At 49.4% G+C, this 25,941-nt stretch carries 18 protein-coding genes; 11 read left to right on the forward strand and 7 right to left on the reverse strand.

All coding sequences use genetic code 11. From position 1 onward, the window contains the following. The 3 genes from FVR03_RS14505 to FVR03_RS14515 all read right to left on the reverse strand — a co-directional run. Window positions 1-750: 3-keto-disaccharide hydrolase (locus FVR03_RS14505; protein WP_255474226.1), on the reverse strand; the 750-nt coding region annotated here is incomplete at its 3' end. A gap of 411 nt (window positions 751-1,161) precedes the next feature. Next, complete coding sequence (locus FVR03_RS14510) at window positions 1,162-1,950, reverse strand: PhzF family phenazine biosynthesis protein (protein ID WP_147922484.1); 789 nt, start codon at window positions 1,948-1,950, stop codon at window positions 1,162-1,164. 152 nt (window positions 1,951-2,102) lie between these two features. After that, window positions 2,103-2,996: a lytic transglycosylase domain-containing protein gene (locus FVR03_RS14515; RefSeq protein ID WP_147922485.1), complete on the reverse strand. Its 894-nt coding sequence runs from the start codon at window positions 2,994-2,996 to the stop codon at window positions 2,103-2,105. 274 nt (window positions 2,997-3,270) lie between these two features. Between FVR03_RS14515 and FVR03_RS14520 the strand changes: the two genes are divergently transcribed. Together FVR03_RS14520 and FVR03_RS14525 are read left to right on the forward strand one after the other, a co-directional pair. After that, window positions 3,271-3,783 carry a cupin domain-containing protein gene (locus tag FVR03_RS14520; RefSeq protein ID WP_147922486.1) on the forward strand — a complete coding sequence of 171 codons (513 nt, stop codon included), beginning with the start codon at window positions 3,271-3,273 and terminating at the stop codon, window positions 3,781-3,783. 251 nt (window positions 3,784-4,034) lie between these two features. After that, a complete protein-coding gene (locus tag FVR03_RS14525; protein ID WP_147922487.1) occupies window positions 4,035-5,516 on the forward strand; it encodes a PQQ-dependent sugar dehydrogenase in 1,482 nt (493 codons plus the stop codon). A gap of 79 nt (window positions 5,517-5,595) precedes the next feature. Here FVR03_RS14525 and FVR03_RS14530 read toward each other — a convergent pair whose 3' ends face one another. Continuing rightward, the gene (locus FVR03_RS14530) at window positions 5,596-6,231 is read right to left on the reverse strand and encodes an HAD family hydrolase (RefSeq protein WP_147922488.1); all 636 of its coding nucleotides are present in this window, start codon (window positions 6,229-6,231) and stop codon (window positions 5,596-5,598) included. Between the two features lie 417 nt (window positions 6,232-6,648). Between FVR03_RS14530 and FVR03_RS14535 the strand changes: the two genes are divergently transcribed. The 3 genes from FVR03_RS14535 to FVR03_RS14545 all read left to right on the forward strand — a co-directional run bounded on the left by FVR03_RS14535 (window position 6,649) and on the right by FVR03_RS14545 (window position 9,274). Next, window positions 6,649-7,440 (forward strand): outer membrane beta-barrel protein, encoded by a 792-nt coding sequence (locus FVR03_RS14535; RefSeq protein WP_147922489.1) that lies wholly within the window; start codon window positions 6,649-6,651, stop codon window positions 7,438-7,440. Between the two features lie 165 nt (window positions 7,441-7,605). Further along, window positions 7,606-8,496: an ABC transporter ATP-binding protein gene (locus FVR03_RS14540; protein WP_147922490.1), complete on the forward strand. Its 891-nt coding sequence runs from the start codon at window positions 7,606-7,608 to the stop codon at window positions 8,494-8,496. Between the two features lie 7 nt (window positions 8,497-8,503). Next, the gene (locus FVR03_RS14545; RefSeq protein WP_147922491.1) at window positions 8,504-9,274 is read left to right on the forward strand and encodes a DUF2705 family protein; all 771 of its coding nucleotides are present in this window, start codon (window positions 8,504-8,506) and stop codon (window positions 9,272-9,274) included. 624 nt (window positions 9,275-9,898) lie between these two features. Here FVR03_RS14545 and FVR03_RS14550 read toward each other — a convergent pair. Continuing rightward, the gene (locus tag FVR03_RS14550) at window positions 9,899-10,579 is read right to left on the reverse strand and encodes a hypothetical protein (RefSeq protein ID WP_147922492.1); all 681 of its coding nucleotides are present in this window, start codon (window positions 10,577-10,579) and stop codon (window positions 9,899-9,901) included. Between the two features lie 198 nt (window positions 10,580-10,777). Continuing rightward, complete coding sequence (locus FVR03_RS14555; RefSeq protein ID WP_147922493.1) at window positions 10,778-12,025, reverse strand: bifunctional 3,4-dihydroxy-2-butanone-4-phosphate synthase/GTP cyclohydrolase II; 1,248 nt, start codon at window positions 12,023-12,025, stop codon at window positions 10,778-10,780. Window positions 12,026-12,480: 455 nt separating this feature from the next. Here FVR03_RS14555 and FVR03_RS14560 point away from each other — a divergent pair, with 455 nt between their 5' ends. After that, on the forward strand, window positions 12,481-13,776 hold the full coding sequence (locus FVR03_RS14560; RefSeq protein ID WP_147922494.1) for a DUF4861 family protein: 1,296 nt from the start codon (window positions 12,481-12,483) through the stop codon (window positions 13,774-13,776). A gap of 354 nt (window positions 13,777-14,130) precedes the next feature. Then, on the forward strand, window positions 14,131-14,898 hold the full coding sequence (locus FVR03_RS14565) for a hypothetical protein (protein WP_147922495.1): 768 nt from the start codon (window positions 14,131-14,133) through the stop codon (window positions 14,896-14,898). A gap of 154 nt (window positions 14,899-15,052) precedes the next feature. Here the strand turns inward: FVR03_RS14565 and FVR03_RS14570 are convergent, their stop codons facing one another. Next, complete coding sequence (locus FVR03_RS14570) at window positions 15,053-16,960, reverse strand: RecQ family ATP-dependent DNA helicase (protein ID WP_147922496.1); 1,908 nt, start codon at window positions 16,958-16,960, stop codon at window positions 15,053-15,055. A gap of 233 nt (window positions 16,961-17,193) precedes the next feature. Here FVR03_RS14570 and FVR03_RS14575 point away from each other — a divergent pair, with 233 nt between their 5' ends. The 4 genes from FVR03_RS14575 (at window position 17,194) to FVR03_RS14590 (ending at window position 25,646) form a co-directional block, all read left to right on the forward strand. Next, on the forward strand, window positions 17,194-19,530 hold the full coding sequence (locus tag FVR03_RS14575; RefSeq protein ID WP_147922497.1) for a mechanosensitive ion channel family protein: 2,337 nt from the start codon (window positions 17,194-17,196) through the stop codon (window positions 19,528-19,530). Window positions 19,531-19,820: 290 nt separating this feature from the next. After that, window positions 19,821-20,246 carry an HYC_CC_PP family protein gene (locus tag FVR03_RS14580; RefSeq protein WP_147922498.1) on the forward strand — a complete coding sequence of 142 codons (426 nt, stop codon included), beginning with the start codon at window positions 19,821-19,823 and terminating at the stop codon, window positions 20,244-20,246. A 214-nt stretch (window positions 20,247-20,460) separates the two neighbouring features. Further along, window positions 20,461-24,222 carry an efflux RND transporter permease subunit gene (locus FVR03_RS14585; RefSeq protein WP_147922499.1) on the forward strand — a complete coding sequence of 1,254 codons (3,762 nt, stop codon included), beginning with the start codon at window positions 20,461-20,463 and terminating at the stop codon, window positions 24,220-24,222. Continuing rightward, the gene (locus FVR03_RS14590; protein WP_147922500.1) at window positions 24,219-25,646 is read left to right on the forward strand and encodes a TolC family protein; all 1,428 of its coding nucleotides are present in this window, start codon (window positions 24,219-24,221) and stop codon (window positions 25,644-25,646) included. The genes FVR03_RS14585 and FVR03_RS14590 overlap by 4 nt, the downstream gene beginning before the upstream one ends. The last annotated feature ends 295 nt before the right edge of the window (window positions 25,647-25,941 follow it).

Consider the following 25,941-nt stretch of genomic DNA (forward strand, 5'->3'; position numbering starts at 1 on the left):
ATTCCGGAAGGCAACAGCTCCGTGGTCTCCCTGAAAACGTAAGGGGCCGGTAGCTTTTTCATCGCTACTGATGGCGCCCCTGGTTGGGCCGCTCAGCTCCACGTTTTCGTGAATTACGGTGCCGTTAAGTTCTACCCAGAGCATCTTGGCATTCTCCACTTTTTTCCCGGAAGCATCGAAGCGCGGAGCCTGGAAAGAAATTTTCAGATGCTGCCACAGCCCAGGGGCACGCCCTGCGTTTTGCCGGGCCACATAGCCTTCGTAGCCTTGTCTGCCACTGGGGCGCTTCTCGTCCCAGCGCTCGTAAATACCGCCCACAGAGGCTGCTGTTATTTTGGTTTCGCCCCAGCTATCGGCGAGTTGCACTTCGTAAAGGCCTTGCAGGTAAATACCCGAGTTAGATCCGCGTGCCATCATAAAGTCCAGCTCCACATCCTGATCTCCGTATTCGGCAACTGTCAGCAGATCCTGCCCCGGTTTCTTTCTGGCGGGTGCATTTACTAACACGCCCTGGCCCTGACTTACCCGTAAGGCATTTTGCTGTTGCAGGTCCGCCGTAACATCGCCAGCAATTTGCCAGCTTTTGCCAGGGTTTCTGAAAAAGGCTAAATCGGTGAGTGGTACTGTTGCAGGCTGGCCTTGTAGCGGCTGCACCAAAGCAAATATAGCAACCGTGGCAATGGCCACCATTACTGAGTTAGCACCAGCTAACGTACAGTAAACTTTTCTCAGTTTAATAAAACAGAACATGCAGCATGAAGAAGTTATAAAGCCAGACAAAACCAGTTGAAACGACTGTGACAAACACAACGTGAACAAACTAATCAGCACACTTTTCAAAACTAACATTAGTTAATCTTGAAACCAACAGCTACTTATGCAATGAAATAAAAAAGCCCTCTATTTCAGGAGTAACAGCTTTGGCATGTACTAATTGCCGGGACAAGGTAAGCAGAGAAAAGGAAAAGCAGAGGTATTAAATGTTTCTAATATGTACCTCTAAAGATAACCAGCCTAAAATGTAAAATAACTGCACCTGAATTTTCTGCTGCAGAGCTACTTTCAGATCGAATTTTCATAAATCAAGCTAAGCACATATTACTTAACATAATATGTGCACTTTAGATATTGAACTTGTAAACGCTACTCCTCTCCTGCTTCTTATACATAAATCTCACCTTTCAGGTAAGCAACTGCATTTCCGGTTATGGCGACTCTGTCGCCCAGGAACTCGCAGGTTAGCTCGCCCTGGCGTTTCGAAAGCTGCCTGGCCGTTAGCTTTTGTTTGCCAAGTCGCTGGCTCCAGTATGGGATAAGGGTGGTGTGGGCGGAGCCTGTTACCGGGTCTTCATCAACGCCAACTTGGGGAGCAAAAAACCGCGACACAAAATCTACCTCTTTACCTGGAGCAGATACAATAACACCACGTGCCGCCACACCTGCCAATACCCGAAGGTCCGGGTGCAAGGCCACTATATCCTCTTCAGAAGCAAAAAGTAACAGGTAATCGGTTTTGCCTTTAAAAGCAGCCTCGGGGGCAACTCCAAAAGCCTGAGTTAAAGTCTCTGGCACCTCGACCTGCTCCAACACATCTGTCGGAAAATTCAAAGTCAGTTCCTCTCCTTGCTGCTCCACAGTTAACAGACCGCTACGGTGCGAATGGAACGTAATGGCATTTACGGTGAGGTGGTGATAGCTAAAGAGCACAAAGGCAGCTGCCAGTGTGGCATGTCCGCAAAGGTCTACTTCTACGGTCGGTGTAAACCACCTAATGCTGTAATCGCTGCCAGTTTTTACGACAAAAGCCGTTTCGGCCAGGTTGTTTTCTGCGGCAATTTGTTGCATTTTCTCCTCTTCGAGCCATTGGTCCAGCACACAAACGGCAGCAGGATTGCCGCCAAAAACTTTATCTGTAAAAGCGTCGATTTGGTAGAGTGTCAGTTTCTGCATGTTTTATTTCGATTTTATTCGTACCTCGCCATGTTTATGTCGCTTGTTCAAGTTCAGCAATTATAAAACAAACACCCGCAAAAATCATAAGACCTCTGCAAGTGCTTGTTCTAAAAGTTTGTGTTAAACTTTATATGGCTCTTATAAAGAACCTACAGCGCCGGCAGCAGCAGCTCATAACTTGGCCGTGCTGTAGTAACAGTTAATTTATAGTCTTTGAGCCAGGGGTTGTACAGGCGCAGTGTTTTGTAATTGGTGCCATTGTCGAGGGCAAACTGCGGCAGGTCTTTTATAGATTCGGTTACGGTAACTGTACGGCTTTTTATGGGAGCATAGCCTTTAATTCTGCTGGTATCAAAGCCATATTTATCCGGGTTGGAGAGCACTTCCTTCAGGGCCAGAATCCGGAAAAGGTAACGCGATGTTTCATCGTTTAAGTAAAGGTCGTAGTAGGAGCTAACGTGCTGGGCAGCCAGCGCACGCTGTAAGCCACTCATGCCGCGGTTATACGAAGCGGCAGCATTGGTCCAGGAGCCGAACTTGGCTTTTGCCGTTTTAAAATAAGCTGCAGCTGCCACGGTTGCTTTAGCCAGGTGATACCGCTCATCAATCTCATCGTTTATAATAATGCCGTACCCACGCGAGGTATCGGGCATCAGTTGCCAGACACCTGCAGCACCTGCCGGCGATACCACGTTGCCCAGCAGACTTTCGGCCAGGGCTACGTACTTAATGTCGTCGGGCAGCCCCTGCTCCCGCAGCGATGCCTCAATTTCGGGCAGGTGCCGGCTCATTCTTTTCAGTCCCAGAATAGTGTTAGAATGGAAATAGGCATTTGACTGTAGCTCCCTGTCGAGGCGTTCGGCCACATCCGGAATATTCAGGGGCACGGCTTCTCCGGCAAATGTCATCTGCTCCGGCACCGGGTAAGACCGGTACTGCTTCAATACAAAATCGGGTTCTGCAGCTTTCTGGCTGCATAAGTTAACCGTACCAACAAGGCAGAGACCAAGTAAAGCGGGTTTCCAGTAGCGGAACGTAAACATAACAGATACAAGTAGATGGTAAAAAACTCAGGCTATAAAGATACTTTAAAATATGGCAGATGGAAATTGCGCAGAGCAAATCTACCAAACGAGGCCTACAACCATAACGTGCGAAACAGGTACAGCAGTGCCTGACACCGTACTTTTTAAGTCAGACCCTTGGCAGGTTTTTGATTATTTTCCTTCGGAAGGCTGTTTTCATTAGCATAATTTGATGATCCTTTTGCTAAGCTGCTCGTTTAATCGTTGTAAGCATAAAGAGCATAGCACCTACATGAAAACAACAAATGTAAAGCCTATTTTACTCGCTCCCAACCAGGGCATTCCGAACAACGCCGGGCTGCCGCTGCTCCTCTACCAACAGGTGTTACAGCAACAGGAAGACCTGGTTAGCGCCTTCAAAAAAGCTTTTGCACAAAACCACTGGGTGGGCACCTGGGTAAATGGTGTGTTCGATTACCACCACTACCATAGCGTGGCGCACGAGGTGCTGGGTGTGGCGGCTGGCACTGCCACCCTGATTTTTGGCGGACCAGGCGGCGAAGAAATAGAAGTAAAAGCCGGCGATATGGTGGTACTTCCAGCCGGAACAGGTCATTGCCGAAAACATGCCTCCGCAGATTTTAAGGTAGTTGGCGCTTACCCACCCGGCCAGCAGGACTACGACATTTGCACTGCAACCGACAATATGGCCGAAAAGCAAAAAAATATTGCGAACGTTAAGCTCCCCTCCACCGACCCTGTTAGCGGTAAGGAAGGCCCCCTGTGCCAGCACTGGCTTCAATAATGAAAGACACAAGTATCAAGACGCAGGACACAAGACCTTAGGTGCTCTAGCATTGTAAGACTCCTACAATACTTCGTGATCATAGAAGCTTGGGTATGGTCTGATCTGAAATGGCGTACCCTTGGCTAAAAAATAACTAAAATCTTATGGAAGGGCATTTTCATTAGAATAATTATATCAGCTAACGCAACATCATCAACAGCATATTGTTACCTTGCTTTAACCAAACCTACAAATCTACACTACCTATTATGCACCTAGCAAACCAGATTTTCCCTGTGCTGGCAATAGCCCTTTTGAGTTTAGGGAGTTGCACCAACTCTGCCAACAACACAGCCTCAACTGCTGCAGCACCGCCGCAAGAGCTTGCTTCGGCAACGGCAGGTGGAGCCCAGGCTGCACTCGATGCTGATAAAGCACAAACCCAGTTTAACACCTATTGCTCCGGCTGCCACGGCGATAATGCCATTACTTTTGCAGACCGGCGCTGGAAGTACGGCAGCTCGCGCGAAGAAATCTTTACCTCTATAAAAAAAGGAATTCCGGCTGCTGGCATGCCTGCCTTTGCCGCTACTTTTTCCGATGCTGAAATCGAAAACCTGGTGACTTATATAAAGGAAGGCATTCAGTCGGTAGAGGCCTATTCCTTTAAAGAGCAGCAAGCGGCACAGGAGACGTATGAATCGGAAGGGCAAACCATTAAGCTTGAGACTGTGGTGAGCGGTATCGGTGTGCCGTGGGGCCTTGCTTTTTTACCAGACGGTGGTATGCTTGTAACAGAACGATCTGGCAAGTTTTACAGAGTATCTGAGAACCGAGAGCTACAGCCGGTGCAGGGTGTTCCTGCTGTCAGAGCCGAAGGTCAGAGCGGGTTAATGGATGTGGCGCTTCACCCGAACTTCAGCAAGAATAACATCATTTACCTCTCTTATTCTGCCATTAAACAGCAAGATGGCAAAACCTTATCTACTACAGCCATTATGCGCGCCAGGCTGGATGGCAACCAACTCACCGATCAGAAAGTTATTTTTGAGGCCCAACCCTACTCCGAAACCAGGCACCACTACGGCTCCCGCATGGTGTTCGGCAAAGATGGTTACCTCTACTTTTCGGTAGGAGAACGTGGCAACGAAAAAGAAAACCCACAAACTCTGGACCGGCACCTGGGCAAAATTCACCGCATTAAAGACGATGGCAGCATTCCGGCCGATAACCCATTTGTGAACAGGCAAGGCGCTTTACCATCTATTTACTCTTACGGGCACCGCAATCCGCAAGGCCTGGCTTTTCATCCGGCAACAGGAGAACTATGGTCACATGAGCATGGTCCACGCGGAGGCGATGAGGTAAACATCGTAAAACCCGCCAGGAACTATGGCTGGCCTGTGGTGTCGTATGGCATTAACTACAATGGCCAACCCATAACCGACAAAACCCAGCAAGCAGGCGTAGAAGACCCGATCTGGTACTGGACTCCCTCTATTGCTCCCTCTGGCATGGCCTTCGTAACCGGCAACCGTTACAAAGGCTGGGAAGGCGATGTAATGGTGGGCTCGTTGCGCTTTAAGTTCCTGAGCAGGTGCAAAATAGAGAACGGCAAAATTGTGCGCGAAGAAAAACTGTTGCCTAACATTGGCCGCGTAAGAGAAGTACGCATGAGCCCCGATGGCTACCTCTACATAGGCGTAGAAACCGGCCACGTCTATAAACTAGTTCCTGTAGCCAAGCCATAGCTTTCAGAATCATTTCATCTAAAAAAACCAAGCTCATAAGGCGCAGTTAAAAGTGTGGCCGGCTTATTTAGTGGCGTAATTAACTTAAAAACAGCTTTTCCAGATCGGGAATACTATCTATGCGGGCATCGTAGCCAGGAACATCGCCGAAGCCGTAGCTGGCATAAATAAAAGGCACACCGGCTTTTTTACTTGCTTCATAATCACCGAGCGTATCGCCCACATACACAGGGTTGGCAAGTTGGTGGCGCGCCACAATTTCTTTTATGTTCTCAGATTTTTGCAGGCTTTTAGTGCCGTAACACTGATGGCCTTCTATGAGATCGTGCAGTTTGCTATGCTCCAGAAACGACTCGATATACCCCATCTGGCAATTACTTACAATAAATAACCGATACCGCTCCTTCAGTGCCCGAAGCGTTTTCTCAAGGCCTTCGTACAGGTTTCCGCCTTGTTTGTTCATGTGCTCCAGCTCCTCTTTGGCGCAAATAGCCTTAAGCTCGTTGCGTTGCTCGGTGCTCAGGTAAGCGTAAAGCTTATCGTAAATGGCATCGTAGGTCATGCCCGTAATAGACTGTACTTTCTGTACAGTTATTTCATCCTGCACATAATCTACTTTGTCAATGGCTGCCTGCCAGGCTTTGGCAACGGTGGCTGTGGCATCCCAGAGGGTGCCGTCGAGATCAAAAATTATGCTGTCGGTATTTTTTAGCATTTGTTAGTAACTGGTTTAGCTCCGGCTTTTGCTGCCCCTAGTAAGGCAGGCCGGAAGAATGAAAAATTAGTGGTGGCTACAGGTTAAGCATCCGGCCACAAGTTACACTTTTACTGCCGCACCAACAGCAATGTTGCAACAACCTGTAAAGTGCAACTGCCAGAAAGTAACAATGGAAGCAAACAGGTACATGTTCCGCCAGGTGCCATAGCACTATACTTATAACCCTACACGTTGGCTTTTTACCCTTGACTCAAAAATCTGTTTTTCCTTTTTGGAGGGCATTTTAGTTAGGATAATTGAGGTACATACTTACCTGACTTTCATAACCAGCACATTCATAAAGAAAATACAAAATATCCTTTGCAACTTCTCAGAAAAAATAGAGATATTTATCAGCACCAATTACTTTTTGCATTGAAAACCAGGTCTTACACCCACCTGACACAGTTGTTGTCGTTTTTGTGCCTGTGCCTGTTTAGTGGCGCTGGCTGCCGTATGGTTTACACGCCTACCATGCAAAACGTGCCTTTGCTGCACGAAAAGGGAGACCTGCAACTGGTGGCAAATGTTCAGAATCTGCAAACTGCCTACGCTCTTTCAGATCATGTAGCGGTTATGGCCAATGGCAGTTACCACCAGGCCCGCTGGACAATGGGTAGCACACCCAGCCAACGCGAGCAAGACTACAAATCGAACAGGTATAATGTAGAAGGTGCAGTCGGATACTTCAGGCCGATTGTAGACAAAGTAAGCTGGGAGGTATATGGAGGGGCCGGTTTAGGACAGGTGCACCTGCACAACCACCCGTTGATTTTTGGGTGGGGAAATACTTACCCGGATGAACAACTGGAGTATACCGCTAACACCCGCAAAGTGTTTATACAGCCAGCAATCGGCCTGGCCGATAAAACGGTAGAGCTGTCGTTCTCGAGCCGGTTGGTGGCCCTGCAGCTTCAGAACATCCAAACCACTTATACCCAGGAGCAACTGCAATACGATAAACTGGCAAATCTGGATCAGCACATGCACCTGTTCCTGGAGCCCTGCGTTACGGCACGCTTTGGCTTTAAGTGGCTAAAGCTACAGACGCAGTTCCTGCACAGTGCCAGATTAACAAAACAGGAGATTCGCCATAACCCTTTTGTCCTGAACTTCAGCCTCCAGTTTAATTTATCAAAACAAAACCGGCAAGAGATATTCCGGTAGCAACGTGGTTTTTTAAGACATTTGATCCCCTCAAAAAATTAAAAATTCTATATTTGCTAAGCTGGCATTAAGTGAGCTGCCAACCTGCTTTGGATGAAGGCTTAAACAGCAGGTACCCGGCATGCAGCACTTATAACAGGCTTTTTCATTTAACCAGAAACCTCTGTGGCAATAGTTTTAGATATAAACGGCCTTTCTAAAAGGTACGGCAACATTCAGGCTCTCGATGCGCTGACCCTGCAGGTAGAGGAAGGCAGCATTTACGGTTTGCTCGGGCCAAACGGCAGCGGCAAAACCACTACCCTCGGCATGGTACTCGATGTGATCAGGCCTGGCGGGGGCAGCTTTAGCTGGTTTGGCAGCAGCGTAAGCAAAACCACCAAGCAACGCATAGGCGCCCTTCTCGAAACGCCTAATTTTTATCCGTACCTAACAGCAAAACGTAACCTGCAAATGGTGGCGCACATAAAGGGAGCCGACAGCGCCTCTATTAACAGGGTACTCGACCTGGTGGGTTTAGGCACCCGGAGCAACACTCCCTTTAAAAGCTTTTCGCTGGGTATGAAGCAACGGCTCGCCATTGGTGCCGCCATGCTCAACGACCCGGAGGTGCTGGTACTCGACGAACCTACCAACGGCCTTGATCCGCAAGGCATTGCCGAAGTTCGCGACCTGATTCTGCGAATTGCCGCCCAGGGCAAAACCATTATACTGGCGAGCCACCTGCTTGATGAGGTGGAGAAAGTATGCACACACATGGCAGTACTGCGGTCGGGAAAGCTGATGGCAAACGGTTCGGTAGGCGATATGCTGGCGGCGCAGGAACAGTTGTTTATTTGCGCTGCAGCACTGGAGCCCGTGCTTGCGCTGCTGGAGCGGCTACCTTATGTGGCCCAGTTCAGGCCAGAAAAAGAAGGCGTTCTGCTAACACTGAGCGAGGGCTACACCAGCCAGGACATCAACCGCGATATGTTTGCGCAAGACATTGTGTTGTCGCAGCTGATCGTGCGCCGCAAAAGCCTCGAAGCCCAATTTATGGAGATCATTAAAAACTAACCACCCCATGCACCTACTTCGTTTAGAATTATATAAAATAGTACCCTACCGCACGTTCTGGGCTATACTCGGCATTTTTATGCTGCTGGTGTTCCTCATCTTTTATTCGGTGCACGACATCACCATTAACAACACTAAGCTTGGGTCGGCTAATTACCAGTTTCCTGAAATATGGCTGAAACTTACCTATGTGTCGAGTTTCTTTAACACCCTGCTTGGCATTTTGGTAATAGTGCTTGTTTCAGATGAATTTACATTCCGTACCTTCCGGCAACAGCTGATTGATGGGCTTAGCCGCCTGGAACTCGTGCTGGCCAAGTTTTATGTCATACTCGGCCTGGCTGCCATTTGTACGGTGTTTCTGTTATTGCTGGGGCTATTCTTTGGCTTGCGGCACAGCCTGGATACCTCTATGGGCGCTATAGCAAAACATGCCGATGCCCTTTTTTATTATTTCCTGCAGGCAGTCGGGTTTATGTCGCTGGCCATGCTGATTGGCTTCTTCATTAAAAAAAGTGGTTTGGCTATTATTGCTTTTATCTCGTTTGTGCTGGTGCTGGAGCCCATCATCAGGTCGCAGATTCCTGACAGAATAGATAAGTTTTTTCCTACGAAGGTGTTGCATAGCCTTACCCCCATGCCGGTGCAGCAGCTATTCGACCAGGCCACCAGCCCTACAGAACTGCTAACGCCAGGCTGGGCTGTTTTGCCAGCGCTCCTGTACATCGGCCTTTTTCTGGCAGGCTCTTACCTGCTCCTGAAGCTAAGAGATATGTAGGATTTTGGTTGCAATTAATTGAGTGTATAACATATTATGGGGTATCTATATAGCAATTGTTTGTTATGCAGAGTTTTGGCATGGCATCATCGCTAACTATCTCACCAATTCCAGTCCTTGGCTTGAGGCGCCTCACAGGTTTCCGGTGCCGCAGGCAGCCCGCAGGGCAGGAAAGATGTGCAGCGCCGATGGCCAAGGACGAGGCCTCGCGGCCTTGAGCGCTCGGAGCCAACACCATGTAACAAAACAGCAGAAGGGCACCGGGTCGAGCGGACGTTAAGCTAGATGGAGCCTTCCTTATAGAAGTACTACTATATAACTACCCCAAAATATGTTATACACTCCAATTAATTCAGAATCTTAATTCTTACTTTATATAAAGCTGCTTTATCTTTTATGATGTGCGCTGTAAGGGGACCACACACGGCGGTGAAAGGTAAAGTAATGACCTAACAGCAGCAGAAGCATCAGCAACCATTAATTATTCAAATGAAAATGGCCTTCCAAAGCTTTTCAGCATTCGGAAGGCCAAGGGCATGGTTCGTAAAATTTCTGTTTCTATAGCGTATATCTTAGGTTGGGAGAGCATACTTCTTACCTATCAGAAGGTAAGCTGCCGAAGTTCTATAGCAGTGTATTATAGTAATTTATAATGGCGATGAGCCCGTGTAATTTTTCGTAGGATAGCCGGTGCTTCTTGGCATACTTGTTTACTTCTGATGCCTTTTTCCCGAAAATCCGTTCCAGATCTTTTTTAGTATTGCGCAGCATTTTTATTTCGCCATCAGGGAACAGGATGTAATACACCGGCACCACCTGCTGTACATAATTTGGCAGGTTAGAGGCGTAAGTTGGGTCGTAGTAGCCTCCGCGCCTTAAAAACCCACGGTTCGACATGTCGCGGTGCACGTAGGTTTCGCGGGTAATCAGAGTAACCGGCCCTTTGTTCATGCGCTCAAAAAAAGTAGGTTTCCTGAAATCGCTGTAAGACTTGTTCAGGTTCCAGTTATAGGTTACGAAAAAGCGGGTATAGGCATCCGGCGATTCCTGCACTTTAAAGTAATCTACGTTTACAGGCGAGAGTGCCCGTAGTGTGCCATCCGATTGCTGCACGTTCACCACATCCTCGGTTCGGTAATAGGTAATAGGCCCCTGTAAGGTATCCCCGGTGAGCAACACCACTTCCCCTACCGGCCACTCCTGCACATCGGGTGCCAGCCTGTTTTGCGCCATCAGTTTAAGTTGCAGTACACCTGCCAGGGTAAAGGCTACGAGCAGGCGTAGCATAAATAGTCTTTTTTCCATAATCCAGAGTCACTTAAATACTCAACTCCACCTGTATCTGCCAATCCACTGGCGGAGTATTCAACTAACAATCTGGTATAGTATATTGTTAACAATAATAAAATGTTGCTGTGTAACTGTTAATAATTAAATAAAAAAGCCTGAGTATCAGAATAGTTACAATCCAAATACCCAGGCTTCAATTATAAATAAACCTTGTTAGAATTTTACCGACAAATTACTTAAAATAGTATGGCCCAGCTTGTCGCGCTTTGTGGTTAAATATTTCTGGTTGTGCACGTTAGGCACCACTTCTATAGGCACATTCTCCACTACTTCCAGGCCATAGCCTATCAGGCCGATGCGTTTTTTGGGATTATTAGAGATCAGCCTCATTTTGGTAACACCTAAGTCCCTGAGAATCTGGGCGCCAACGCCGTAATCGCGTTCATCCATACCGAAGCCTAGTTCCAGATTGGCCTCTACCGTGTCGCGGCCCTGCTCCTGCAGTTTGTAGGCCCTGAGCTTGTTGAGCAACCCGATGCCGCGGCCTTCCTGGTTCATGTACACTACCACACCTTTGCCTTCGCGCTCGATCATGCGCATGGCTTCGTGCAGTTGTGGGCCACAGTCGCAGCGGCAAGAGCCAAATATATCGCCTGTTACGCAGGAGGAATGTACCCGCACCAGCACCGGCTCATTCTCCTCCCAGGTGCCTTTTACCAGGGCGAGGTGGTGGGCATTGTTGCTGCGCTGTGTAAAAGCATACAAATCGAAATCGCCGAAATCGGTTGGCAGCTGAATGGCAATTTCGCGGTTAATCAGGCTCTCCTGCTTCAGGCGGTACACGATCAGGTCTTTTATCGTGATGAGTTTCAGGTTAAACTTTTTCGCCACTTTTACCAGGTCGGGCAGGCGCGCCATAGAGCCGTCTTCGTTCAGGATCTCGACCAGTACGCCGGCAGGAGCCAGTCCTGCCAGACGGGCAAGATCTACAGCTGCTTCGGTGTGACCGGGGCGCCGGAGCACACCTTCTTTTTTTGCCTTCAGCGGAAAAATATGGCCGGGTTTGCCCAACGAATTAGGGTCGATGGCCGGGTTGATAAGGGCCTGTATGGTTTTAGCGCGGTCGGAGGCCGATATGCCGGTGGTACAGCCATGCCCAATCAGGTCTACCGACACGGTGAATGGCGTAGCATGCAGGGCGGTATTCTTGCCTACCATCAGTTCCAGCCCCAGTTCCTCGCAACGTTCGTCGGTAAGGGGGGCGCAAATAAGGCCGCGCCCGTGCGTAGCCATAAAGTTTATAATTTCGGGGGTTACTTTTTCTGCGGCACAAATAAAATCGCCTTCATTCTCGCGGTCATCATCATCAACCGCAATCACGACTTCACCTTGCCGGATAGCTTCTATCGCCTCTTCAATGGTACTGAACGATGGCGTTTCCTCTTTTTCGATAGCTTCCATAGTATATAAAGCGGCGTCTGCACTGCTGCAGCTGCCTTATAATTAAAACATTGAAATTGTATTGCGGTGCAAATTTAGAAAGTTTACACCGCAATACCGTTTAAATTTTATAACACCAACCGAGCAGAAATAGTTGAACAGTTGTAGCACTTGCACAAGTACTGTTACCCTTGGCACCAAAACCCGTATTTTGCTTCTGAAGGCCATTTTCATTAGCATAATTTGGTAGCTGGTTGTTCTTTGCTGCTTGTTCGAGAGTTTAATAGCTACTGGTTATATGGCCGATGTAGAGTAAGGGTGAGTAGATCAAATACATATTGCCATCCTTTAAATCATCTAATCCTGAAAATGCTGATTCAGATAGATAGTAACGGACCAATTTCCCGTGCTTTAACAGTTTCTTGCTATATTGTGACTTGTTCCAACAGTTATAAACTTATAAAACAGCTAGCTGCATGATTAAAAAAGGAATATCCGCTCTTTCTGTTGCCTGCCTCTGGGGCACGCTTTTCTCCTGCCAGTCGTCTACCTCCTCCGAGGCACAGGAAATTACGCTGAAGAACCGATCTGACATAGCACTCACCGACAAAGCGATTGCCGTAAATCGAAGCGAATTCTCTAACATCCCAGATGGTGAAGTGTACCCGCTCCTCCTCACCCAGAACGGCGACACCATAGCCGCCCAGCTCGACGACCTGGATGGCGACAACAAGTGGGACGAACTTTTACTGGTAACCAACCTGCCGGCTAACGGGGAACAGGTGCTGCAGCTTACCTGGGTAAATGCACCGCTAAACCACACCATCCGGACAAATATCCGGTTTGGCAAGCGCAGCGGCAAAGACATACCCTTGCGGCCTGCCACCAGCGACACCATTTATGCCAACCAGATGGAAAAATCGATTGGTTACCAACCTTACCAAACTGATGGCCCAAGCTGGGAAAACGATAAAGTCGGCTTCAGGCACTACCTTGACGGCCGCAATTCAAAAGACCTTTTTGGTAAAAAAACAACTGCTATGTCGCCCGATAGTGTTGGTATTAGCAAGACCGGTGCAGTAGAAGACAATTACCATGTAATGCGAGACTGGGGCCGCGATATTATGGCCGTTGGAAGCTCGGTAGGTATAGGCGGCGTTGCCATGATGGTTGGCGATAGCTTTCCGCGCATTGGCATAATAGCAGGCGACACAGTGAGTAATGTGGAGAGCACCTCCTTCCAGATTCTGGCCAGAGGTCCTGTGCATTCTAAAATGCAGATCAGCTACAACAACTGGAAACCTGCCAACACCGACCGCAGCTACACCATAACAGAAAATCCGGCCATTACGCCTGGCATGTATGCTTACCAAAACACCGTAGAAGTTACATCGGGCCTGACAGGAGACGAAACTTTGTTAATTGGCATGAACAACCTCGACGAAACGTTTCCGCTGGAAGAAATGCAGGTTGGCGATAACTGGGTAGCGCTCCTCACCCACGACAGCGAAACCTACAACAAAGAGTGGTTGCTGCCGCTGGCCCTGCTTGTACCAAAAAGTGCCTACCTGGGCTACACAGCCTCTCCAAAAACAGGTCCTGTGTCGCAGGCATGGTTTGCTAAGCTAAAGCCAACCGAAAAAGTAACCTATTACGCCATTGGCACCTGGGAGCTGAGCGATGAGCATTTTAAAAACCTCGACTACTTCCGGAACTACGTAAAGCAGCTGGCCCAACAGCTCGATGCCAAAGTAGACGTAAGCGTAAAATAGCACTTTCTCCAGAAGGACATTTTACAACTGCCAGATAAAATGGTGCATTTCTATAAATCCCTGCTTTTTCTGCCTCAGCAGTAGCAGGGATTTTCTGTTGATGCAAGGCAGAGCAGCAGTAAGCAGCTACAGGGGTACAGATGTTGTTACAAAAAAAGCTCTGGAACACCTTATGGAAATTTACTGGTACGGGAGGATCTTTAACGGAATAATTTAGAAATAGCTGGACAAGCAAGTTTTTGTATAGTAATATTGAAGCTTATTTAAACCGAACCATTTGTTCTGAAAAATGTATACAAGCCACTGCTTAGCTGGCGCTGCTGCATTTAAAAATAAATTTGCCTGCTTTACTTTATGAAAAGACCTAGTTACCTGTATTTTATATTCTCTTTGCTTCTTGTTTCGGTTTCCGGCTGTGTGTCTACTTACATGCCCAACGTGCCGAACGTACCCATGTTTACCGAAAAAGGAGAACTAAGTGCCGGAGGTCATATTACGCCGAAAGGAAATGTAACTTTTAACACGGCTTATGCCGTTTCAGATCATTTTGCGGTGCAGGTTAACGGCTCAATGCTCAACACAGAGCGCAGAAAGCGAGATTTCCGGCATAACCTGATCGAGGCGGCCGGAGGGTATTTTACCACCTTCGGGCAAGACAATAACCGGGTGCTGGAAATATATGGCGGCTTTGGCGGTGGCAGCAGCGATCGGGTTGATAAAAAAGAGAACGATGCCGGAGCCCTGATAACAGATCGTTTCGAAGCCAGCTTCAGCAAGTACTTTGTGCAGGTAAACTTCAGTTCTAAACGTAAAAAATCGCTTAAAATGTTTAGCCGAGAGTTTCCTTTAAACTACGGAACTGCCTTGCGCGGCAGCTACATCAACATGCACAATTTTAAACGCAATGGCGTGGCAGCTCTCACAGAAGACAACATTTTTATAGAACCGATTTTCTACACCCGCCTTACCCTGAACCCATCAGTACAGCTGCAATACTCCAGCGGCACCACCATCGGCTTAAAAAACCGCGATTACCTGACCGCAGCCTACTCCGTTTTCTCACTTGGTGTGGTAATTAATGTTGGCGGCAACAATATAACTACCCGGCAAGGAGGCAGGTAAATTTCTCTAACGCTTAACCCTAAGATCAAAATTGGCAAAGAACCTTCTGAAGGCTTATTTCATTAGAATAATTGCCCTTACTAATACCGCGAGCTTTCAGCTCGCGCATGCCACTCAAGTGAGTTACATGAATTTAAAACTCGAAAACAACACTCTAGTTAACTTCCAGCTTACCGCTCTCTATATACCTGATTCTGCCTAGGTCCACCAGCTCCCGCAGCAGGGTTGTTACAACCTCCGCGTGTTTGGCCTCAAACTGCTGCACCAGCTCTTTCGGCAAATAAGGCTTCTGCTGCAGCAGGTCCAACACTTTCTTCCGCAGCGCTTCCTCCTCCTGCAAAGTGCGCTCCTTTTTGCGCTGCGCTAAGCAGTAGTCGCAGATGCGGCAGCTTTTGTCGCTGATCTCCCCGAAATACTCCAGCAGCAGTTGGGTGCGGCAACGGTCGCTGGTTTCGATGTAGCGGCCCATTTCCCTTACCTTTAGCAGCGCCAATTCCCGCAAACGTTTTAGTTTAGCGTGGTCCAGCGGCAGGTTCATGGCATCCTGGCGGGACTGCGTAAACAACAGTTGCGAAGCATCGTGTTGCGGTTCGTAGACCAGCACCTGTAGCTTGTGCAGGTACTCCAGTTTTTTCCGCACATTTTCTTCGGTCAGGTGCACCAGTTGCGCCAGCTTCCGCTCCGACACCCGCACAAAATTGCTGAAAGCCTCGCCTCCGTTCAGTCGCAAAATCATTCGCACCAGCGCCTCATGCTCCGGGTGAATCACCTGAAACTCATACAACTGTATGCTGTCCATGATCAGCATGAGCCGTGACGGCATAAAATAGGCTTCGTTAAGCTGAATATAACCTTCCCCTTCCAGGCGTTTGATGGCATGATGTACCTCCAGCGGCTTCAGTTTGTAGTTTTTGGCAAAGTCCTGCAAGTCGAAATCGAAGCTGCTCATGGCTCCGCTCCCTACTGCCATCTGGTAGTAGTTCGCCAGGGCCTGGTACACCCGCCTTATAAATTCCAACGGAGGATGCGCTTCCGTAACCTTACGCTCCAGGTCTGCCACATCATTTGGTCCGTACAGCACCGTTGCATAGGCATATTTTTCGTCACGCCCTGCACGTCCGGCCTCCTGGTAATAGGCCTCCAGGCTCTCCGGCAGGTCCAGGTGCACCACCAGGCGCACATCCGGCTTATCGATGCCCATGCCGAAAGCATTAGTAGCCACTATAACGCGTGTTTTATTCTGAATCCAGGCACTTTGGGCGGCACTCCGTTCCTCAAACTTAAGCCCGGCATGATAGGCAGCCGCGGCAATGCGCTTACTTTGCAGGTACTTCGCCAGCTCCACAGTTTGCTTGCGGCTGCGCACATACACAATGGCCTGCCCCGGCATGCGTTGCAGCACCTCCAGCATGCGGCCAACTTTGTCTTCGGTATAGAGGCAGGAGTAAGAGAGGTTGGCGCGGGCAAAGCTTTTCTGGAACACCTGCTGTTGTTTAAAAAGCAGTTTCTCCTGAATATCCTGCTTTACCTGCTCGGTGGCAGTGGCCGTAAGCGCAATAACAGGAACACCCGGCAATAGCTCGCGTAAGTCAGCAATCTGCAGGTAGGGAGGCCGGAAATCGTAGCCCCACTGCGATATACAGTGCGCCTCGTCTACAGCCAGCAAGCTGACTTTCATGCGCTTTACCCGCTCCTGAAACAGCTCCGTGAGCAATCGCTCTGGCGAGAGGTACAGAAACTTCGTATTCCCGAACACACAGTTATCCAGGGCAATATCTATTTCGCGGCGGTTCATGCCGGAATAAATGGCGACTGCGGCCACACCGCGCTTGTTCAGTTGCTCCACCTGGTCTTTCATCAGGGCGATGAGCGGTGTTATAACCAGGCAAAGCCCCTCCAGTGCCAGTGCCGGCACCTGGAAGCAGATAGACTTTCCACCACCTGTTGGCAGCAAGGCCAGCGTATCGGTACCCGCCAGCACCGACCGCACAATATCTTCCTGCAAAGGCCTGAATTGCTCATAGCCCCAGTACGTTTTAAGAATTTGGTGGATGTCGTGCAACGGGTTTTTGTTCCGGTTTGAGTTTACGTAGCAGCAAAGATACGGCTCCTGCCAAATTAAAACTTAAAATTAGAACTTAACAGTGGCTTTGAAGTGGGCAGAGCGGCAGCAAAAGCCTGTTAAATTAGAAAGATGCATTGCCCGGGGCAAGAGAGCTACAGAAAAAAGAATCTTAAACAGGATGATTTACGTCTTTGACACTTAACGTATGAATTTGTGTCTCAAAAGCAACTATGGTGAAAAAAACCCGGATACTACTGCTCCTGTTATTCCTCTTAACCTGCACCCAATGGGTAATGGGGCAGGATACATCTACAAACGCACGCACGCCCGCACAAGCGGTAGATAGCCTGCTGGCAAGAGTAGAAGAAGCGCGTATATCACTGGACCGGATTAATGCTGTTAACAGAAGAGGCTTCAGCACCTCCTCTGTAGAGCAAAGCCTGCCGGAGATTGCAGCCAACCTTCACACCATCCAGCAAAACCTGTTGTTCTACAGCAGGGTAATCGACATCAAGAACCTGCAGATGTACAAGGTGCTGCTCAACAACATGCAGCAGGTGCTGAACGAGCGGCGCACTATCCTGTCTGGTTTTAACCGGGAACTGATCAGCATGAACGCCGAGATCAACAGTTTCTCCAGCGATACCTTGTTACTGGCACTCTCTACCGACAGCCTGTTTACAACCTTGTACCGCAACGAGTTAGGGCTTTTAAAGGAGCAATGGCAACTCGCCAGTGGTGCAACCTCGCAGAACCTCGAAAAAATAAATAAAATACAATCAGATCTCTCAGGTCTTTATTTCCTGACGAACGAGCTGCAAAGCCGTGTAGATGAATTGTTGCGCGCCTATAACTCCCGCAACTTCACAAGAGAGTATGCCTACATCTGGAATGCCGCAGATCATGCTGTAGAAGAAGAGCATCTTTCGTATATGCTACGCAAATCGTACGAAGGGCAGCAACAGCTACTTACCTATTATTTCCTGGAGAACTGGCACAACTGGTTGTGGCTGCTGGGCATCACGTTGCTTTTTATCTGGTGGGTATTCACCAACTACCGCAAAATAAAGCAGAACAATAGAAACATGGTGGTAGCTTATAAACAGATAAAATACCTGAAGCCTGTCCCCATTTTAAGTGCATTGGTGCTGGCACTGAACATAGCACCGTTCTTCGACCTGCACCCGCCGACCGCCTACGTCGAGATCATGCAGTTTTTCCTGATGCTGGCACTAACCGTGCTATTCTGGCGAAACTGGCCCCGTCACCTGTTCTTCTACTGGATCGCGATTTTTATTCTGTTTATCATTTTCGCCGTCAGCAGCTCCATTATCAACCCAAGCCCGGCCTTGCGTGTAGGTTTGCTGATTTTCAATTGCATTTCGGTGGTTTTCGGTTTATTTTTTACTTGGCACATCCGGCAGGCGCTCTCGCTGGCCGGCTTTGTAAAATACGTGTCGGTTATTTACATCGTCCTGAATGTGCTAGCCATATTATTCAATATTTTTGGGCGGCTAACACTGGCTAAAATTACCAGCACCACCGCCATATTCGGCCTTACACAAATTATAGGTTTGCAAATTCTGGTGGAGCTGATAACGGAGGCATTTTTCCTGCAGATCGAGGCCAGCAAGTTGTCCGACAATACCGAGTCTCGCTTTAACTTCGATTATCAGAAAATGGAAGCCACTGCTACTAAAATTCTGTCCTCTCTGGTAGTTGTTTTCTGGTTAGCCATTTTCACCACTAACCTTAATATCTACACCCCGATCTACTCTGTTCTGGAAGAGTTCCTGACTAAAACCAGAACCCTTGGCAGCATCACCTTCACAATTGGCAACGTACTGCTCTTTTTTGGCATTCTGTACTTGGCTAATAACCTGCAGAAATATGTCGGGTATTTCTTCGGAGTCAGAAATAACGACTTTATTACGGGTCGCAACATAAAAGGCTCCCGCATGGTAATCGTGCGGCTGGTACTGATGGTGGCAGGCTTTTTACTCGCGATTTCTGCATCTGGAATGCCACTCACCAACATAACAGTAGTGTTAGGTGCGCTGGGAGTTGGTATTGGCCTGGGGTTGCAGAATATTGTTAACAACCTGGTATCGGGTATTATCCTTATTTTTGAACGGCCTTTTGAACTAGGCGACTCCATCGAAATCGGGACAAAAAAAGGCCGGGTAAAAGACATTGGCATCCGGTCGAGCAGGCTGGTCACCACTGAAGGCTCAGAGGTAATAGTACCGAACGGCGACCTGCTGTCGGGGCAGGTAACGAACTGGACACTCAACAACCGGAACGTGCGGGTAGAACTCCTTATAAAAGTTGACCCTAACACAGATTTTGAACAGCTTAAGAAACTAATAAGAGAAGAAGTTGAAAAAAGCCCCAATGTGCTCAAACGCATAGCACCCGACATTCTGCTCAACAACATTACCTCTACCTTTCTTGAGCTGAAAATCCTTTTCTGGGTAACCAACATCAGGCAAGACCAGGCAGCTAGAAGCGAAGTACTGCTACGCATCTACAAACGCCTGACGCAGCAGGAGATTAAGCTGCTGTAATTTTTTGTCTGAATCAGCATTTACAGCATGAAAAGAATGTTCTGAATCTCCGAAAGTGCGAAAGAAAAACAACAATTCAACTTTCTAACCATTAAACAACCAACACACAAATTATTCTAATAAAAATGGCCCTCCAGCGGGTGCTGCTCCTGTTGCTTCGGAAAATCTGTAAAAGATTTAAAGAATTATATAAGTACTTTTGAGAGTTGCACGTTACCTTTGTAGCAGTTACAGGATCAATCTTCAGAAAAAGGCCTATGTCCTGTGTCTTTCAATTCGTATATTAAAAAATGAAGCTGTTTCGTCAACTCCTTGTGCTGGCCCTTACGCTGCTGCTGCTTGTCTCCTCGACGGGCATCTCGGTGGGTATGCACTTGTGTGAAGGCGAACTGCACGACATCAGCCTGTTTGGCGGAGCAACAGCTTGCCCCATGGAGCAGCAAAAGCAGAAGCTGCCTCCCTGCCACGCCCCCGATACAAACAACGATGATTGCTGCGACGACCAAACCTTTGTTTTTGAACAAGTTGGCGATGTAGCCGATACAAAAGCGCAGCTCCTCCAAAAGCAGCTCGACATTAAATTTATTGCAACTGTACGAGTTGTGCTGCTACAGCTGTTTGAGCAGCAGATGGCTCTTAAACCTACCTTTGCCCACTATTCCTCTCCCCCACTGGTCCGCGATGTGCCGGTGCTGGTGCAATCCTTCCTTCTATAAGATTTGCTTTTTCGATGTCTACCGGCCTCTGCTGCGGCTGGTATGGTTTGCTGTGCCTTTCGGGCTGCAGCTCAATTTCAAATTAATCGAATAAAGCATCAAGCCAGTTTTTCTGAATCTCCTGCCGTGCCTTCACCGCTGGAAGTTCATCAAAAACACATCTCTTTTAAAAGGTCTTGTGTCCTGTGTCTTGATACTTGTGTCTTAAAAAAGCATGCTGAACAGTATCATAAAATTTTTTCTGGAGCAGAAGCTGGTGACCACCTTGCTGCTGCTGCTCATCGTAAGCTGGGGCATTGTAACGGCGCCTTTCAACTGGAACGTGCCGTTTCTGCCAAGCGACCCAGTACCAGTAGATGCCATTCCGGATATTGGCGAGAACCAGCAGATCATATTCACCGAGTGGATGGGCCGCTCTCCACAGGATGTGGAAGATCAGATTACTTACCCGCTCACCACCTCACTGCTGGGCATGCCGGGCGTGAAGGCGATTCGTTCCACCTCCATGTTCGGGTTCTCCAGCATCTATGTTATCTTCAGCGAAGATGTGGAATACTACTGGAGCCGCTCCCGCATCCTTGAGAAGTTAAATTCGCTGCCCTCCGGCCTGCTCCCTGCCGATGTTACCCCTAAACTTGGCCCCGATGCCACGGCTTTAGGACAAGTATACTGGTACACCCTCGAAGGCCGCGACGAACAGGGCAAACCGGCCGGTGGCTGGGACCTGCACGAGCTGCGCACCATCCAGGACTACTACGTGCGCTACGCCCTGGCCGGAGCCGAGGGCGTAGCCGAAGTGGCCTCTATTGGCGGGTATATAAAAGAATACCAGGTAGACCTCGACCCGAACGCCATGCGCGCTAACAAAGTGTCGATGATGCAGGTGATGACCGCCCTCAAGAACAGCAACCAGGATGTAGGTGCCAACACCGTAGAGATAAACCAGGTGGAGTACCTGGTGCGCGGCCTGGGCTATGTACAGAACCTGGCCGACATAGAAGAAGCCGTAGTAAGCGTAACAGACAACGTACCAATCCGGATAAAAGATATTGCGCGGGTCAACATCGGTCCGGCCGATCGCTCCATGCTTGGCATCCTGGATAAGAGCGGAGCCGAAGCCGTGGGTGGAGTAGTAATTGCCCGGTATGGCGACAACCCGCTGGCCGTTATCAACAACACCAAAGCAAAGCTAGACGAAATTGCAGCCGGACTTCCTTCCAAAAAGCTGGCCGACGGACGGACTTCTAAAGTAACCGTGGTGCCATTTTACGACAGAACGCAGCTCATAAACGAAACACTGAACACGCTCAACGAGGCCATAGTGCTGCAGATCCTCATCACCATCATCGTTATCATCGTGATGGTGTACAACCTGCGGGCTTCGCTCCTTATTTCTGCGCTGTTGCCGCTGGCGGTGCTCATGACCTTCATCATGATGCGCTACTTCCGTGTGGATGCCAACATTGTGGCTTTGTCGGGTATCGCTATTGCTATCGGTACCATGGTGGATCTGGGCATTATCCTCAACGAGAATATTCTGCGGCACCGGGAAGAGGCACCGCCTGGGCAGTCGCTGCTTACTACTGTGTATAATGCCACTACAGAAGTCGCCACCGCTATTATCACGGCTGTGTCTACAACTATCGTCAGCTTTTTGCCCGTGTTTACGCTGGAGGCGGCAGAAGGGAAATTGTTTGGGCCACTCGCTTTTACGAAGACCTTTGCCCTGGTGGCATCTCTTGTTTTTACTATAGTGTTCATGCCTGCCTTCTCGCATTTGGTGCTGGGGCTGGGAGCGAAGAATGTGCGCTGGTCTTTGATTTTTAACTGGGTGTTGCTGGCTCTTGGTTTTATAGCCCTGTTTATACTTCCGCTGGCTGGTATTACGCTCCTATTACTTGCTGCTAACAACCTGCTGAACTATTATCGGCCGGAGCAGTTTGGCAGATACCATAGCACTGCCACTGTAGCTATTGCCGCTTTGGCTGTTTCGTGGCTGTTGGCCTCGCAGTGGATGCCGTTGGGGGTATCGGTTAGCCTGGTGGGGAATTTCCTGTTTGTGCTGCTTGTAATTGGAATTTTGCTGGGGTTCTTCTCCCTTTTCATTAAACTTTACCCGCGCCTGTTGCTCTGGTGCCTGCACAACAAAGCTACATTCCTGCTGATCCCGTCTTTTATCATGATGCTGGGCCTGCTCAGCTGGTTAGGGTTTAGCAGTGTGTTTGGCTGGTTTGCAACTAGCGTAGATAAAACAGGCTATAACATCCGGACCAGCTCCGCCTGGAGCAGCCTCACACATACCTTTCCGGGAATGGGCAAGGAGTTTATGCCTTCGCTGGATGAAGGCGCATTCCTCCTGATGCCCACCTCCATGCCACACTCGGGCGTAGAAGCGAACCGCCGCATCGTGCAGCAGCTCGACATGCTCATTACGGCCATCCCGGAGGTGGAGATGGTGGTAGGCAAGGCCGGACGCGCCGAAACAGCCCTGGACCCTGCGCCTATGTCGATGTACGAAAACGTAATCCAGTACAAATCGGAGTTCATGACAGATGCAAACGGCCAGAAGCTGCGCTTTAAAACGAACAACGAAGGTGCTTTTATACGTGATACAGATGGCAACCTGGTTCCTGACAAACGAGGAGCGTATTACCGCCAGTGGCGCGACCACATCCGGACACCCGACGATATCTGGAACGAAATTATAGCGACCGCCAACATACCGGGTGTTACGTCTGCTCCCAAGCTGCAGCCTATCGAAACGCGGCTTGTTATGCTGCAAACCGGCATGCGTGCCCCCATGGGCATTAAAGTTTACGGCCCTGACCTGAAAACGATTGAGGAGTTCAGCCTGCAGCTGGAGCGGTTTCTGAAAGAAGTACCATCTGTGAAACCTGAGGCGGTGTTTGCTGATAGATCGTTGGGCAAGCCTTACATGGAAATAGAGTTGAACCGCCAGGCCATGGGCCGCTACGGACTGAACGTGACGGATGTGCAGGAGTACATAGAAGTAGCCATGGGCGGCATGGCCATGACCACCACAGTGGAGGGCCGGGAACGCTACGCCATCCGTGCCCGCTATGCCCGCGAATTCAGAAACGATGCCACTGCCGTGAACAATATACTGATCAGTACCGCCAGTGGCGCACAGGTACCATTAGCCGAAGTGGCAGAAGTCGTATACCGTCCTGGCCCGATGATGATCCGAGGAGAGAACTCTTTTCTGACAGGTTATGTGCTGCTCGATAAACAGGATGGTTTTGCAGAGGTGTCGGTGGTGGAGGATGCGCAGCGTTACCTTGAGCAGAAAATCAGCTTGGGCGAACTGGTGGTGCCTGCCGGTGTGAGCTACAAATTCTCGGGCAACTACGAGAACCAGGTGCGGGCAGAGCAGCGGCTGGCACTGGTTATTCCGCTCAGTTTACTTATTATTTTCCTGATCCTGTACTTCCAGTTCCGGTCCGTTTCTACTACGCTGTTTGTATTTTCTGCTATTGCCATGGCTTTTGCAGGCGGTTTCCTGATGCTGTGGCTCTACGGGCAAGACTGGTTCCTGAATTTCTCCCTGGGCGACACCAACATGCGGCAGCTGTTCCAGATGCGCGACTTTAACCTGAGTGTAGCCGTGTGGGTCGGCTTTATAGCCCTGTTCGGTATAGCAACCGACGATGGCGTGGTAATCGGCACTTACCTGAAACAAAGCTTTGAGAGCAACAGGCCCGGCACCCGGAAAGAGGTGCGGCAGGCGGTGCTGGAGGCCGGTATGCGCCGCGTGCGGCCCTGCCTCATGACCACAGCCACTACCTTGCTGGCGCTGTTACCTGTGCTCACCTCTTCTGGCCGAGGTTCTGATATCATGATTCCGATGGCTATACCAACCTTTGGCGGCATGACCGTGGCCCTGATCACACTTTTCATTGTGCCGGTGCTTTACAGCTGGCGCGAAGAATCTAAACTTAAAAAGGATACCGTATGAAAAAAATACTTATTTCTATCCTCCTGCTCCTGACGCTGCTGCCAGCCCTGAAAGCACAGCAGTTGGAAGAGCACCTGGCAACGGCCGGTGAGAACAGTCCACTGCTGAAGGCGCACTACGCCGAGTACCAGGCAGCGCTACAGCGGGTGCCACAGGTGGGAAGTTTGCCAGACCCGGAAGCCAATTTCAGTTTTTTCCTGCGGCCTATGGAGCGTTACATGGGCAACCAGCTAGGCGACGTGTCGGTGATGCAGATGTTCCCTTGGTTCGGCTCGCTGGGTGCCGCCAAAGACGAGGCTAAGTTTATGGCTCAGATGAAGTTTTCCTCTTTTATTGAAGCCAAAATTAATCTTTACCACGAAGTACGCTCTACCTGGTACACCCTCTACCGCATTGATAAGGAGGAGCAGTTGGTGGAAAAGGAACTGGAGATAATGCAGGCGCTGGAACGGATCTCGCTCGCCAAATACAAATCTCCGCCCACTGCTGGTGCTGCCTCCGGTGGTACGCCTCAACGTGCTGGTGCTGCCACGGGCACTACAGGTGGAGGCTCGGCTGGAGCAGGTATGGCAGGCATGGGTAGTAGTAGCTCCGCTCCTGCCACACAAGGCAGCAGCCCCGGCATGAGCAGTGGCTCGGCCATGTCGTCTATGGGTGGCACATCGGGCGGCACTATGGTAGATGTTATTCTGATTAAGGTGCAGGTAAAGGAGCTGGAGAACAGGTTGCACGTGCTCAGGCAGTCCAGGAGGCCGCTGGAGGTACAGTTTAACAACCTGCTGCACCGCCAGCCAGACCTGCCAGTAGCGGTAACCGATACCTTAGGAGCTACGGCACTGCCCGCTTCGCTGGCCCTGCTGCAGGACTCGATACGGGAGCACCACCCGATGCTGCAGATGTACTCCTGGGACGAAAAAGCAAGGGCTTCGCAGCTGCGGATGGCGCAACTCATGGGTCGGCCTATGATCGGGATAGGACTAAACTACATGGTTTTCCAGCCGCGGCAGGATGCGATGATGGGTGAGATGTCTGGTGGCAACATGTTGATGCCGATGGTAAGCATTTCGCTGCCGATTTATCGTAAAAAATATAATGCGCAGCAAAAAGAAGCCGAATACGCACAGCAGGCAGCCAGCTATCAGAAGGAATACACGGAGAGGCAATTGTTCACAGAGCTGGAGAACCTGCTTTATGAGTACCAGCGCACCAACAGCACGCTGCAACTGCTACAGGACCAGGTGGCACTAAACGAGCAGGCTATCCGCTTACTCACCACCAACTACACCGTAGCCGCCACTGGTCTGGAAGAAGTGTTGCGGCAGCGGCAGAACCTGCTTAGTTACAAACAGCAGCAACTACAGGCGGTGGTAGACCAGCATATAGCAGTTTCGGCGATCAGGAGGTTAATGAGCAGCGATGAATGAGGGGTTTGATTGTTAATTGTTAGATGGCTGATTTGAAAATTTGAAGCTTTGGAAATATGAAAGTATTCTGCTGGTGCGAGCTTGCAACGCGTACTTTACTTATCCAGAGTAAATAATAGAACGAAAGAAAAATATTTATAGCGCGAGCGTCCTCGCTCGTGTCTACTATTCTGAGGCCTCTGGCCGAACTAATGTTTTGTTCCCAGGCGGCCAGAGGCCGCGGAATAAGCATCACGAGCGAGGACGCTCGCGCCATGAAATAAGTTTATATAGAAATTAAGAGTAAAAAATCTGG

Source organism: Pontibacter qinzhouensis (assembly GCF_008017455.1).
GTDB classification, from domain to species: domain Bacteria; phylum Bacteroidota; class Bacteroidia; order Cytophagales; family Hymenobacteraceae; genus Pontibacter; species Pontibacter qinzhouensis.

Excerpts from the sequence above, each read along its gene's own strand:
- FVR03_RS14545 (WP_147922491.1), top strand. The coding sequence starts at position 8,504 with ATGCACCTACTTCGTTTAGAATTATATAAAATAGTACCCTACCGCACG.
- FVR03_RS14550 (WP_147922492.1), bottom strand. The coding sequence starts at position 10,579 with ATGGAAAAAAGACTATTTATGCTACGCCTGCTCGTAGCCTTTACCCTG.
- FVR03_RS14585 (WP_147922499.1), top strand. The coding sequence starts at position 20,461 with ATGCTGAACAGTATCATAAAATTTTTTCTGGAGCAGAAGCTGGTGACC.
- FVR03_RS14565 (WP_147922495.1), top strand. The coding sequence starts at position 14,131 with ATGAAAAGACCTAGTTACCTGTATTTTATATTCTCTTTGCTTCTTGTT.
- FVR03_RS14510 (WP_147922484.1), bottom strand. The coding sequence starts at position 1,950 with ATGCAGAAACTGACACTCTACCAAATCGACGCTTTTACAGATAAAGTT.
- FVR03_RS14515 (WP_147922485.1), bottom strand. The coding sequence starts at position 2,996 with ATGTTTACGTTCCGCTACTGGAAACCCGCTTTACTTGGTCTCTGCCTT.
- FVR03_RS14525 (WP_147922487.1), top strand. The coding sequence starts at position 4,035 with ATGCACCTAGCAAACCAGATTTTCCCTGTGCTGGCAATAGCCCTTTTG.
- FVR03_RS14555 (WP_147922493.1), bottom strand. The coding sequence starts at position 12,025 with ATGGAAGCTATCGAAAAAGAGGAAACGCCATCGTTCAGTACCATTGAA.
- FVR03_RS14580 (WP_147922498.1), top strand. The coding sequence starts at position 19,821 with ATGAAGCTGTTTCGTCAACTCCTTGTGCTGGCCCTTACGCTGCTGCTG.
- FVR03_RS14560 (WP_147922494.1), top strand. The coding sequence starts at position 12,481 with ATGATTAAAAAAGGAATATCCGCTCTTTCTGTTGCCTGCCTCTGGGGC.
- FVR03_RS14520 (WP_147922486.1), top strand. The coding sequence starts at position 3,271 with ATGAAAACAACAAATGTAAAGCCTATTTTACTCGCTCCCAACCAGGGC.
- FVR03_RS14575 (WP_147922497.1), top strand. The coding sequence starts at position 17,194 with ATGGTGAAAAAAACCCGGATACTACTGCTCCTGTTATTCCTCTTAACC.
- FVR03_RS14590 (WP_147922500.1), top strand. The coding sequence starts at position 24,219 with ATGAAAAAAATACTTATTTCTATCCTCCTGCTCCTGACGCTGCTGCCA.
- FVR03_RS14530 (WP_147922488.1), bottom strand. The coding sequence starts at position 6,231 with ATGCTAAAAAATACCGACAGCATAATTTTTGATCTCGACGGCACCCTC.